The sequence below is a fragment of the Azospirillum sp. genome (assembly GCF_035628975.1).
Classification (GTDB): domain Bacteria; phylum Pseudomonadota; class Alphaproteobacteria; order Azospirillales; family Azospirillaceae; genus Azospirillum.
Genome location: NZ_DASPIS010000126.1, coordinates 20483 through 33207 on the forward strand (window position 1 = coordinate 20483; position 12725 = coordinate 33207).

Here is a 12725-nt window from a genome sequence, read left to right on the forward strand (position 1 = left end):
CCGGTCGGCAGATAGAAAATAACTATCTGCCAACGTGACGCGCACTAAACCGTTGATACGGTTCTTTTGATTAAAAACGAATTAAACGCTTATCAGGGTAACTATGATTTTTGTGGGTTCGTGGAGCGTCTTGTTGTATCTTGTGACGAATTTCGTCATCCTCATTTCTTTTGGCTGAGTGCATTTTCTATCTTTGAGGGAAACGAACAGGCAGATCGAACGCCTGTGCCGGTACCGAGGATCGTGATCCGGTGCCGACCGATGCCGTCACGAACAGGACCGTATCGCGCACCGGTTCGCCGCCGATGGTCTGGGTGGGCAGCGCGATGCGCAGCAGCGTGCCGTCTCCGGTGGAAGCAACCGAGGCCGAGCGGCTTCTCAACAGGCGCAGCAACGCCCAGGGGCCACGCTCCACCAGGGTCAGCGTATCGCCTGCAGCGGCTTCCGCCTCGCTCGCCGTGGCGTTCTTGGGGCGATAGGGAGAGCCGGCCGCCCAGCGAAAACTGAGCAACAGCGGTTGGCCGGCCTTCCATGTCAGTGGTGCCGGACCGGCGGAGGCGCCGACCGCGCCGCTGCCGGAGCGGATCGACCAGTCGATGATGTGCTCCGCTCCATGCTCCTGTGCGCGGTTGGTGCCGTAGGTGAAGCGGACGCTCACCGGCGTCGAACGGAAGACGGCCTCCAGCAACGGCCTTGCGGCTTCCATCCTTTCCAGGAAGGCTGCCAGTTCGGGCGTCGCCGTCTTCGTGACCGCGGCCCGGTTCTCGTCCAACTGCGCGAAAAAGCGGCGAACATCCTGTGGATCGGCATCGGGCGTGCCGCGCGCAAGATCAGGGTGGACAAAGGGAAAGCGGCCGGCCAGCGTCTGCGAGAAGAGCGCAGCCAGCTTCGTCACCGCGGGCTCCGCTTCCAGTATCGACGGCACGGCGGCCGGCACCGGCAGTGCCGAAAGGCGGATCGGCGGAGGAGGCTCGACCAACACCGGCGCCGGGCTGTTCGCGGCCACTCGGTTGGCCTCAACGACGGCGGTCGGCTCCGGCGGCCGTGCCGGCGGGTTTGCGGGATGCGGTTCGGCAACCGAAGGCGCCGTGCTGCTTTCCACCGGCTTCGCTTCGGGAGCAGCGGGCTTGGCAACTGCGGCCTGGGTTGGGGGCGGCGACGCCTTCGTCGTATCGCTGCCGGGCTTGGCCGCGGCGGGCGCGGGCGCGCTGTCCGGGGTGGGGGCGGGGAGGGCATCGGCCATCTTCCCCGGAAGTGCGGCCACCGTCGGGCTCAAGGTCAGTGCTCCCCCCTCGCCGCTCGCGAGCAGGCGTCCCACCTGCGGTGCCTCGAGCGCCAGGACGGCGGCACGGGCGGAGGTGGCGGCGGTCGACAGCGCCTCTGTGATGCGGTCGGTGGTGTCGCGGCCGGGCAGGTCGGCGATCGCCGCCTTCTGCAGCGCCAGCTTGATGGCGTCGGGCAGCCCGCGCGACGGGTCCTGCAGCGCGGCGGCGATCGGCCAGCCAGCGACCTCGGTGACGGCAGCGACCAGCTTGCGGGTGTCCTCGACATCTTCCGCGGCCGGAGGCTGCGGCAGGTCACGCAGCCGGTCGGCCAGCGCCTGACCCCGCAGGAGCAGGGGGTTGCGGGTGTAAAGTTCTTCGGCCAGGGGAGCTGCGAGTTGCACCGACTCCGCCCGCACCGCCGCCGCGATCGTCCTGGCATCCAGGTTCGGAAGATCGGCCCCGGCGGCGATGCGCGTGATGAAGCCGTCCGTCGCCGTCACCGGCGGACGGGGAACGGCGCCATGGACGCTCTCCGCCAGCGCCAGCAACTCGTCGAACCCGCTGTTGCGGCGGAAGCGGTCATAGCGCTCCAGCGCGCCGCGCCGGCCGCCGATACGGTCCAGCTGCGCGGCCAGCCGGCGGAAGGCAGGCAGATCCTCGACGCGCCGGGCATTGGTGACCGGCGGCAGGTCGGTCATGGTGGCGCTGGGCAGCAGGGCGTCGCGGATCGGCCGCAGCACCGCCCGGCGCAGGGTGACGGAGGCGAGCCGCCGCTTGTCCTCGTCGAAGCCGCTGAAAAGCGAGGTCGGCAGCAGCGGCGTGGCCAGCCGGTCGCGCTCCATCGCCGCCGTCGCGGCGATCACGCGCCCTGCCATCGGGCCGTCGGCAACGGCATCGCGCGACAGCAGCGCCCGACGCAGGTCGCCGACCGAGGCCGCCACCGCAGGCGTGCCGGCAGATACGATGGCAAAGCCCTGCCACGCCGCGACCGACAGGACCGCAGCCGACGCTGCCAGCGTGGCCTGCGCCATCCGGCGCCGGCGCCGGCCTTGCAGGAATGCGGTTTCGGACGGGCGGCCATAACCCGGCTCGGCGAAGGCACGGCCGGGCAGCAGGTCGCGCGCGAAGGCCGGGCGGCGCCCGCCGGTGGCCGTTGCGCAGGCGCCGGTCAGGGCGATTCCGCGCAGCGGGAAGGGCTCTCCGCTCTCGTTTCCATCTCCGGCCCCGCCAAGCGCTCCGTCGAGGAAGAGCGCCAGCGGGTGCCGCAGCGTATCCAGCGACGGGGCAAGCAGCGGCAGGCGGACGCCTGCCGTCCCGGCGGCGAAGGCGTTTGACTCCAACAAAGCCAGGTCCGATTGCATGGCGTCGAACGCCTCGCCCACCCGGCCGGGTTCGAAGGGCAGCAGCCAGTCATGCGGGCTGGTCCATCCCAGCACGCTGTCCAGCATGGTCGCGGGAATCGCGGCGCAGAGGTCGCCGAAGCCCTCCAGGGACTCCGCCCGCACCACCACGACATGCACCGGGCAGACCATGCCGAGATCGTCGCGGATCGCCCGCAACCGCGCGCGCAGGGCCTCCGCCCGCTTAGCCAGCGCCTTGCGTGGAGCCTCACGCTCCGCCGCGGCGCGCAACTCGTCGGCGCCGACCATCAGCAGGATGCCGTCCAGCGGCCGGCGCATCGGCCGTTTGCGCATGGCCGCCACCAGGGACGGCCAGGAGGCGTCGAGCTTGGAACCATCGGCGGAATCGGCGCCGGCATGCAGGATCGCCGCCCCTTCACAGAACCACCAGCAGCCATTCTCGGTGTTGCCGTCCTCGGGCCAGCTGACATGGCTCGCGTCGGTGGCGAGCAGCGCCGGGCCGCCGACACCGAAGGCGAGGAACCAGGGAATGTCGCCGCGCCTCAGAGGACCGCGCATCTGCCGGGCGAGGATGTCCATTCCTTCGCCGTAGGTGCGCGCCAGCGGCGGCTTGCCGGCGGCGGACTTCGACGGCGGCGGAGCCTCCGCCCTCACATGCAGGGGCGAGGACGGCATCGCCTTGCGCGCAGGCGCCTTGGCGCGGACCGCGGTTTTGGAGACGGGCTTGCGTCGACGGCGCAGCCGGCTGCGCAGCTTCGGCCAGACCGCCCGTGCCGCGCGGTAAAGGATGTAGATCGGCAGCGCCGCCAGGGCGTAGGGCAGGAAGGCGAAAACGAAGGACAGGACCCAGCCGATGGCCGAACCGATGGTGGAGAGCAGGAATTCCAGCGTGAGGATCAGTAGGACCATGACAGCCCCATATCCTCGACCGCTGCACGGGCGCCGCGCAGGTCGCGTTGGAGATCGTTCACCGCGGTAGACCACAGCAGATGGGAAACCAGCAGGAACAGCGCCGCCGTGCCGCCGACCGCCCACCACCAGCGCCTGCTGGACGGACGGAAGCAGCCGGCGATGGCACCGGCGGGCGGATCATAGGCGCGGGGGCTGGCGAGGCCGGTTTCCGGCCGTTCGGCCCCGTCCTCCCTGCGGCTGACGATCCGATGAAGCTGCGGGCGTCGCGCCGCCGCCTGCGCGTCGTCGGGGAAGCCCAGCGCCAGTGCGGCGAGATAGACGGAGGCAAGCTCGCGGTCGGCCTTGGCGCCCTGGCGGATCAGGTCGTCGGCCTGGACGAACAGGGTTTGCATAGTGGCGTTCGCACCGAACAGCCGGCCGGCGACCACCGCATCCGCCGGCTTCACCTGGGCCAGCGCCCGGTCGGCCAGCATCGCCATCGCGAAGACCGCCTTCACCACCGCTCCATGGGCGGCGGGTCCACGGGCGGATGCGGCGCCGCTCATGCCGTGGAGAATGGCGACCAGCCGCTCGGCCACCGCGCCGGCCGGCGCCTGCTCCTGCGCGCAGCCCGCCAGCAGATCGGTATGGAAGGCGCGGAACAAGGCCAGGACGCCGGGGGCGGCATTCTGCTGCATGGAGGCGGAAAGCACGGAAGCGGTCGAAGGGGGGGGCTGGACGCTCAAGGTGCGCTCTCCTTCGCCAGGGGAGCCACGGTGAAGCCGTCGCGTCCCAGACGGACGTCCGGGGCGGCGGTGCCCTCCAGCAGCTGCCGGTGTGCGCCCGGCGTGCCGTAGCGCGCGAAGACGACCATCGCCGACGGGGTGGCGGCGAAGGGTGGCAGGCTGTGCAGGACCACGCTCTGGCCGGGCACCATCTCCCAGGACGCGATGGCGATCCGCCCGGCGGCTTCGCCATGCAGGGCCGCCCGCTCGCGAAACCATGTCGCGGCGTCCAGCATGCCGATCCGGCGCGCCAATGCCGCGTCGGCCACCCGGACCACGTCGACGGCGACGGGGCGGCGGTCGTTGGCATCGGCATCGGCCATGATGCGGAGCATTGGGGTCGAGGTGTCGGCGGTCGGCCGGGCGGGCTCGCCCATGGCGCAGCCGGCAAGCAGCAGAACCATCGCTGGAACCAGATGCTTCATGGTCAGCCACCCGCCCCGCCGGCACAGACATAGCCCGCCGGCGTGTGGCGGTACCAGTTGCCTACCGCTTCGGCACAGGGCGCCAGGACGCGGTCGTTCCGCTGCGGCAGGGCCGGCTCAGCCACCGCCGGTACTGCGCCGTCCGCTTCCCTGCCGGGCGCCGGCCGGTTGGTGAGGGCGAAGGACTCCTCCTCCTCCTCCACGATCATCACGTAGCGCGTGCGCTTGGACGGATAGCGGATGCCGACGTCGTATTCGCCGTCGGCCACCCGTTCCAGGATGGCGGCGGGCTTCTCGGACCCGAAGGGAGCGCAGCCCGATCCGGCCAGCAGAGCCGGCAGCAGCGCCGCCGCGACAAGGCAGAGACGGAAGGAACGTGTCATCGGATTGCTCCTGCTCATGCCGGGATGGCCGCCTGCGGGCCCGAAATGGTGGCTGTCACGGCTGTCACGGCGGCACCCGCCTCCATCAGGTCGGGCGGCGTCGGGTCGATTCCGGCGTCGGCCAGCGTCCGGTAGACGGACCGCCAGACCAGTTCCGGCACGGCGAAGGTGGCGTCGTGGTCCTTGACCCAGAAAAACAGGTTGTACTTGCACAGCCACTGCCCGTTGACGGCGCGGAAGCCGTCGTAGCGGACGAAGGGCAGCCCGCCGGTGGCGCTGGGCATCACCTTGTCGGCGGCGCGCAGGGCCGTGGTCAGCAGCCCGCCCATCCGGCCGGGGTCGTGGCCGGCGTCGGCGAAATACTCCAGCTTCATAGACACGCGTTCGACCGCGCTGAAATTGACGACGGTCGCTTCCGACACCTTGGCGTTGGGCATGGCGACGATGAAGCCGGCGACGTTGCGCACCCGCACCGTCCGCCATGTCATGTCGACCACAACGCCGCGGACGATGTCGGTGATCTGGATGGTGTCGCCGATCTGGAACGGCCGTTCGATGTTCAGGACGATGCCGGAGAAGACGTTGGCGATGTTCGCCTGGATGGCGAGGCCGACGACCATGCCGACGAGGCCCGACGCCGCCAGCAGGCTGGTGATCGGCTGCTTCAGCACGAAGGCGATGATGCCGCAGCCGGCGAAGCCGAAGACGATCAGGGTGGAGAAGCGGCGGACGATGGCGGGGATCTTGCGCTGGGTCCGGATCTCCAGCGGTGTCCAGACGAACCGCTCCAGCGTGCGGTCCAGCAGGATGGCCGGCACGATCCACCACAGCACGCTGATGCCGTTCACCACCATCGCGATGCCGCTGGGCGGCAGCGTCGCCACCGCCTGGTCGAGCGCGATGTTGCCGGCCGACATCAGCAGCAGCGGCCAGGACAGGATGCGCATGAACAGGGTCTGGATCTTCCAGAACTGACCGCGGTCGCGCCGGTCCATGAAGGCGGCGAAGACCGCCAGCACGGCGCTGAAGATGGCGATGTAGACGAAGAAGTCGCGATGGATGAAGTCACGCGCAGCAGGCGCATCGGGCGTCGTCACCACGCCGAAATCGACGCGGGAGAAGTCGGGCTGCGGCCGGCCGAAGCCGACGTAATTGGGATCGCCCTCGCTGCTCACCGTCGCGACGTCCTGGGAAATCCAGGCGCGCGACAGCCGCCAGCCGGGCGACGGGGCCAGCACCCGCTTGGCGCGCAGCTGGTCGAGCAGGGTGGAGCTTTCGCTTTCCCCCTCCAGCGCCCGGCGGAAGCGGTCGGTGAGGCCGAGGTCGGCGGCCGACGCGGTCTCCGCCGCCGCCATCGCCTTCAGCTTCTCCACGAAGTCGTTGGTGTTCACCAGCGACATGCCCAGCACGTCGGTGACGAACATCACCGTGTTACGGTTCTGCGTCCGGTGGCGGAAGCTGACGCCGACGCTGTGGCTGCCGTAGGGCGGCCGCTGGTCGGAGAAATTCAGCGCGAAGCGGCCCTCGATCCGGAAGGCGACATAGGTGGTGACCTCGCCGCGCTCCTCGCGGTAGGGCTTGCCGAGTTCCACCGGCTTGACCGCGTTGGTGAAGACGACGTCGGCCGGATTGAAGGCGCCGCGGTAGCGGAACCAGATGGTCAGGTTCAGCGTCGCCTCGTTGGCATCCGGGTTGAGGTCGCGGATCTCGTGCAGCTGGACGCCGGTGTAGATCACGTCCGTCTTGTACATGAAGCGGTCGTTGACGTAGAGCGCCCGCCCGCGCTGCACCTCCTCCAGGAAATTGGAGACGCCGGCCTCGCGGATCGGCTGCAGCTGGGTCAGCGCCGCCACCGGGTTGAGCCCGTTGTAAGTGGCCATCATCACCGGCAGGGTCGCCTGTCCGCGGCCGTCGAAAGTCCAGGTGCCGACGGTTCCCTGGAACGCCGCCTCAGCGCGGTCATGCCCGGCGATGGCGAGGCGGAGCCTGTCCCCGTCCGGCTTGCCGCTGGCGGGTGCCGCACCAGCGATGGCGTCGGCGACCAGATCGACGCCGTCGGCGCCCAGCGCCGCCGCCCAGTCGGGCACGGCGTTGAAGCGCTTAACATACTGGCCGTAGAAGCGCTGCGCCCGCTCGTTTGCCGTATCGAACAGGACGGGCGACGAGACCAACAGGCCATGGCCGTAGGCCTCCGGTGTCAGCGCCTTGGGATTGGCCTGCGTCTGGACAACGATCTCGGTGCGGAAGGCGGCTGTCGCCATTTCCGAACTGCCGGCGATCAGGTTGCGCACCCCGGCGTCACGCAACGCCACCACCACCCGCGCGCTGTCCGCCGCCGATCCGATGACGACGATGGCGCCCGTCGGCATCTTCTCCTTCACCGCCTGGGCAAGCGCCGGAAGTGCGCCGGCCCCGCCGCGTCCGGGCGCGTAGGTCCATTGGCTGACCAGCTTGGTGCCGAAGCGCTGGAGGATGCCGTCGAACTGCCCGGCAAGCGATGCCGCCTGTTCGCTGTCCTCGCGGATGACGGCGACCATCGGCTCGCCCACCACGTTGCGCACATAGTTGGCGAGGAAGCGGATCTCGTGCGTGCGGTCGAGCGTGATGCTGAACAGCCACGGGCTGGGCGGGGCATCCGCCGCACGGACCAGCGGGCGCGGGGCGATCAGCGGGATCTTCTTCTGGGCGTAAATGGCCGCCGCACTGTCCGTGGCATCCGGCGTGTGGCCGATCACCGCGATGACCGAGGGATCGTTGGCGACGCGCCGGGCAATCTCCAGCGACTTGCCCTTGTCGCCCTCGTCGTCGAAGGGCTTGACCTCCACCGGCCGTCCGCCGATGCCGCCGGTCGCGTTGATGGTGTCGGCGCGCAGGGCGGCACCCTTGCGCAGCGCCAGCCCCAGCGCCGCATCCGGCCCGCTGAGCGGCCCCACCACGGCAAGCGTCAGCGGCTCCCCGGTCCGCTCGCCGAGGAGGCCGGCGCGCACCACCAGCGACACCAGCACGGTGACCAGCATCGCCGCCGCCAGGATCAGGGCGAAGCGCGCCTTCTTGGTCATGTGCGACCAGCGCAGCGGCGGCCGGGAACGGGGCTGGAGCGAACTCAGCATCGGGTGAACCTCGGGGGAGGGGAAATACTCATCGATCGGACCATGCTCACCGTTCCTGCATCGCGTGCTGAAGGCCGTTGAGCACCGGCGAGAAGACGTAGTCGAGGATCGTGCGCCGCCCGGTCAGGATGCTGCAGGTCACACGCACGCCGGGGAACAGCTCGTAGGTCTTGCCGCCGTAATCGAAGCGGGTTACCGGCAGCTCGACGCGGACCTTGTAGTAGGACTGCTTGTTGGCATCGAGCAACGTGTCGGGGCTTATCGTCCGCACCCGCCCTTCGATATGGCCGAAGCGCGAGGCGTCGCTGCCGGCCAGCGTCACCACCACCGGCTGCTCGGCGCGGACATAGCCGATGTCCTGCACCGGCAGGCGGGCGTCCACCACCAGCTTGCCGTCGCGCGGCACCAGTTCCACCACCGTCTCGCCGGCCTTGACGACAGCGCCCTTGGTGGAGACGGCCAGCGTCTTGACGATCCCGTCCATCGGCGCCCGCAGGCTGGAGCGGTCCAAACTGTCCTGGTAGCGGGTCAGCCGCTGGGAAAGCTCGTCGTGATTGCGCCGCGCCTCGTCCAGCGCGTTGCGGCTTTCCTCCTCGTATTTGCGGCCGATCCACACCAGCTTGCTGCGGGACTCCGCCAGCGCCGCCTCGGCCTGGGCTAGGGTAGCGCGGTCCTCGGCGATGGCGCCGGTGATCCGGGCATCGTCGCGCAGAAGCTCCAGATGCTTCATGCGGTTGGTGATCTCGCGCTTCAGCAGGCTCTCGCTAATCGACAGCTGTTCGCGGATCAGGCCCTGCGCCACCTGCGATCCGGCGATGCGGGCGCGGACGGCCGCCATCTGCTGTTCGCGCTGCACGATGTCCTGGCGCTGGATGTCGAGGTCGGAGGCCAGCCGGTCGCGCCGGGCGCGGAACAGGTCGCGGGTCTGCGCCACCAGATTGGGCCGTTCGCGGGTCAGCCGGTCGGGGAAGTCAATGGTGTCGCGGCGGGCCACCTCCGCGTCCAGCCGGGCGATGTCGGCCGACAGCGAGCCGAGGCGCAGCCGCAGTTCTTCCAGGTCGGCGCGGGTCTTGGTCTGGTCCAGTTCGACCACAACCTGCCCGGCCTTCACGGACTCGCCCTCCTGCACCAGGATGTCGCGGACGATGCCGCCTTCGAAATGCTGGACCGACTGGTTGTAGGCGAGCGGCACCACGTCGCCGGGCGCACTGCTGGAGATGTTCAGTTCGGCGACGGAGGCCCAGCCCAGCGCCGCCAGGAAGGCGGCGATGCCGACCGCGAACAGGCCGTCGCCGAAACGGCTGTCGGCCTCCTGCTCAGGTGGGGACAGCAGGGGTGAGGGCAGGGGCGCGGCGGAAGCCGGGTTTACCGCGGCGCCCAGTGGCAGCGGCAGGGTAGGGCCGGCGGCCGGCTTGCGGGTCAGCAGGGGGAACGGCTTCATGACGCTACCAGTCCGGCCGTGTCACGGCTCACCACCGTGTCCTGCGCCTGATCGAGGTCGAGCACCAGCGAGGCGCCCTGGAGGATGCGCGGATCGTGGGAGGCGATGACCACGGTGTGGCCGGCCCGCGCCAGTTCGATCAGCGTTCGGTAGACGACGGCGGTGCCTTCGGCGTCCAGCCCGTCGGTCGGCTCGTCCAGCAGGACCAGCCGGCCGCCCACCGCGAGCGCGCGGGCGAGCGCCAGCCGGCGGCGGTGCCCGACCGGCAACTCGTTGCCGAAATTGCGCAGCGGCGTATCGAGCCCCTGGGCGCAGTCGGCCACCGCGCGGTCGGCGCCGGCCCGGTGGAGGACGGCGTGCAACTCCGTCTCCGACAAGCGCGGGTTGGCGAGCAGCAGGTTCTCGCGGATGGTCCGGTTGAGGAAGACGGGCTCCTGCGGCAGGAAGCCGATCTGCTGGCGCCACCAGGCGGGGGCGAATTTGCGGATGTCGACGCCGTCGGCCAGCGCCGCCCCTTCCTGCGGATCGGCAAGCCCGGCGATCAGGCGGATCAGCGTCGACTTGCCCGACCCGTTCCGCCCCTTCAGCACCAGGATGTTGCCGGCGGGCACCGACAGGCTCAGGCGGCGCAGCAGCGGGGTGACGGCGCCGGCCGGCGTGTAGGTCAGGTCGCGCAGTTCCAGTGTCCCGCCATAGCGGGGCAGGCTGGTGCCGGTCTGCGGCTCCACCGCCGTGCGGGCGAACTGCTCCAACCGGGTCTGCGCCTGCCGTGCCATCGCCAGAGATTCCCCGATCTGCGCCAGCCGGGTGAAGGGGGCCAGCGCCCGCCCCACCAGCAGGTTGACGCCGATCAGCGAGCCGACATCCAGTTCGCCGCGTACCACCAGCACCGCACCCACGGCGATGACGGCGACGCCCTGCAACGCCTGGAGGCTCTGCGCCGCCGACTGCGCACGCCCCTGGCGCATCGACATGCGTTCGCGCAAGGTGCGGAGCGTTTTCGCCGCGCGCTGCCAGTCGCCCAGCAGCGGCTTGGCCCCGCCGAACAGCGCCACGGCGTCGCGGCCGACGATGGCCGACGTGACCAGACCCTGGGCGTCGGCGCCGGCCTGGGCCAGATCGCGGCCAACCGTCCGCATGTCGGCCTGGGCCAGCAGGCCGGCGGCGATCGACAGCAGGGTGAAGACCACGCAGATCGCCGCCAGCGGCCAGGACACCAGCGCGACCACCAGAATGAAGCCCAGGGCGAAGGGCAGGTCGAACAGCGTCGCCAGATTGGCGGAGCCCAGTGCGGCATCAATCTGCTCGGGCGCGCGCACTGCCTCGCGCCGCGCGGCGTCGCCTTCCGCCGAACCGGCGCCGCTGCGTGCGGTCATCAGGATGCCGAAGGCACCGGTGGACAGCCGCTCGTGCTCGGTGCGGCCGATGCGGCCGGCGATGCCCAGGCGGACGTGGCGGAACAGATGTTCGAAGGCGATGGACAGCACGACGCCGACGGTCAGCGCCGCGAGCGTCGAATCGACGCCGTGCGTCACATACCGGTTCAGCACCAGCATGGTGTAGAAGGACGAGGCGAGGCCGAGCAGGTTCGCGGCGAGCGAGGCCGCAAAGACACGCGCCGTCAGCCGCAGGTTGGAGCGCAGCCGCAGGAGCAGCAGTCCGATGGAGCCGCCGGTCATTGCTGGTCTCCCGTTCCGCGTCTGCGCTTGCCGTCGCGGTTGTTGGAGGGTACGGAGTCCTGCTTGCCCGGCCCATCGAAGAGGCCGCGCCCCATTGCCGACAGCTTCGGCATCGGCTTGGTCTGGATGTCGGCGGCGCTGAGCCGGCCCATGGCCGCCAGCAGGCGGTATCCGGCAAGCACCAGTTCGGTCTCGGCCGCGGCGGCGTCGCTGCGGGCGTTGATCAGCGTCGTCTCGCCCGTCAGGATGTCGATGAGGGAGCGGGAGCCCAATTCGCGCTCCGCCCGCGCCACGTCGAGAAAGCCGGCGGCGAGGCTTGCCTGATCGTTCAACAGCCTCACCTGCGACCGGGCGCTCTCCAGCCGGTTCCAGCTGTTGCGCACCGTCTCCAGCACCGTGCGCTCCTGATCGGCCCAGGTGGCGTCGGCGGCGCGCAGGTCGGCCTCGGCGAGACGGACGCTGTTGATCGCGGTCAGGCCGGTGTTCAGCGAGAAGGTGACCTGCAGCTTGAACAGCAGCTCGTCCTGCCGTCCGGGCTGGCCGGCGACATCCCGCTTCATGTTGCGCTCGACATAGCCCTCCACCCGGGGATAGAGGCTGCGGCCGCGCACCGAGGCCACCGCCTCCTGCGCCGCCGCGGTGGTCAGGGCCAGCTCCTGAAGGCGCGGATTGTGGCGGCGCGCCTCCTCCACTGCCGCGTCCATGGATGTCGGCAGGGCGGCCTTGGTCATCGCCAGCACCTCCGCACTGTCCAGCCGGAAGGGCACATGGCCGAAATAGGCCTGGAAGCGGTTCAGGGCCGTCTGCATAGCCTCTTCCGCGGCGACCCGGCGGGCCTGTGCGCCGGCTAGCTGGCTCTTGGCCTGCAAAACGTCGGTGGAGAAACCGTAGCCTTCCTGAAGGCGCACTTCCTCAAGGCCCGTCTGGCGGCGGATGTTGTCTTCCGACTGGCGGGCGAAGGCGAGCAGCCGATGGGCGCGCACGAGGCTGGCATAGGCGCTGAGTCCCTCCACCAGCAGTTCCTGGCGGGTGCGTTCCACCGCGATGTCGGCGCGGACCACGGAAACCTGTGACCGCCGGATGTCGGCATTGGTCGCGTCGAAATCCCAGATCAGCTGCGTCGCGCGCAGCGAAAGCTGACCGGCATTCAGGTCGGTGTTGGGCAGGCCGGCCGGCTTGCGGGTCGATTCCCGTCCGCCGTTCGCCGACAGGCTGAGCGTCGGATACCAACCGCCATGGCTGATGCGCAGCGCGTTGCGGGCGGATTCAGCTGCCGCTTCCGCCCCCTTCAGCCGGTCATGCTGGTCCGTTGCCTTGCCGATCAGGGAGATCACGTCCTCGCGCGGAGACGCAAGCACAGGTTGCGCGCTCCAGGCAAGAAGCGG

General features: G+C 70.0%; 8 protein-coding genes. All 8 read right to left on the bottom strand.

What is annotated here, in order from left to right:
• Positions 1 to 187: 187 nt before the first annotated feature.
• From VD964_RS26825 to VD964_RS26860, 8 genes are read right to left on the bottom strand one after another with little or no spacing between them, the layout of a single operon-like run.
• Positions 188 to 3535: a type VI secretion protein IcmF/TssM N-terminal domain-containing protein gene (locus VD964_RS26825; protein ID WP_324871514.1), complete on the bottom strand. Its 3348-nt coding sequence runs from the start codon at positions 3533 to 3535 to the stop codon at positions 188 to 190.
• The gene (locus VD964_RS26830) at positions 3523 to 4263 is read right to left on the bottom strand and encodes a hypothetical protein (protein ID WP_324871515.1); all 741 of its coding nucleotides are present in this window, start codon (positions 4261 to 4263) and stop codon (positions 3523 to 3525) included. The genes VD964_RS26825 and VD964_RS26830 overlap by 13 nt, the downstream gene beginning before the upstream one ends.
• Positions 4260 to 4727, bottom strand: a complete 468-nt coding sequence (locus VD964_RS26835; protein ID WP_324871516.1) for a hypothetical protein — start codon at positions 4725 to 4727, stop codon at positions 4260 to 4262. The genes VD964_RS26830 and VD964_RS26835 overlap by 4 nt, the downstream gene beginning before the upstream one ends.
• Before the next feature lie 2 nt (positions 4728 to 4729).
• Entirely contained in the window at positions 4730 to 5110 is a 381-nt protein-coding gene (locus VD964_RS26840) for a hypothetical protein (protein ID WP_324871517.1), read from the bottom strand.
• A 14-nt stretch (positions 5111 to 5124) separates the two neighbouring features.
• Positions 5125 to 8220: an ABC transporter substrate-binding protein gene (locus VD964_RS26845; protein WP_324871518.1), complete on the bottom strand. Its 3096-nt coding sequence runs from the start codon at positions 8218 to 8220 to the stop codon at positions 5125 to 5127.
• A 46-nt stretch (positions 8221 to 8266) separates the two neighbouring features.
• Positions 8267 to 9661, bottom strand: a complete 1395-nt coding sequence (locus VD964_RS26850; RefSeq protein ID WP_324871519.1) for an HlyD family type I secretion periplasmic adaptor subunit — start codon at positions 9659 to 9661, stop codon at positions 8267 to 8269.
• Complete coding sequence (locus tag VD964_RS26855) at positions 9658 to 11340, bottom strand: ATP-binding cassette domain-containing protein (RefSeq protein WP_324871520.1); 1683 nt, start codon at positions 11338 to 11340, stop codon at positions 9658 to 9660. The genes VD964_RS26850 and VD964_RS26855 overlap by 4 nt, the downstream gene beginning before the upstream one ends.
• Positions 11337 to 12698 carry a TolC family protein gene (locus VD964_RS26860; RefSeq protein WP_324871521.1) on the bottom strand — a complete coding sequence of 454 codons (1362 nt, stop codon included), beginning with the start codon at positions 12696 to 12698 and terminating at the stop codon, positions 11337 to 11339. Before VD964_RS26860 ends, VD964_RS26855 begins: the two co-directional genes overlap by 4 nt.
• Positions 12699 to 12725: the final 27 nt, after the last annotated feature.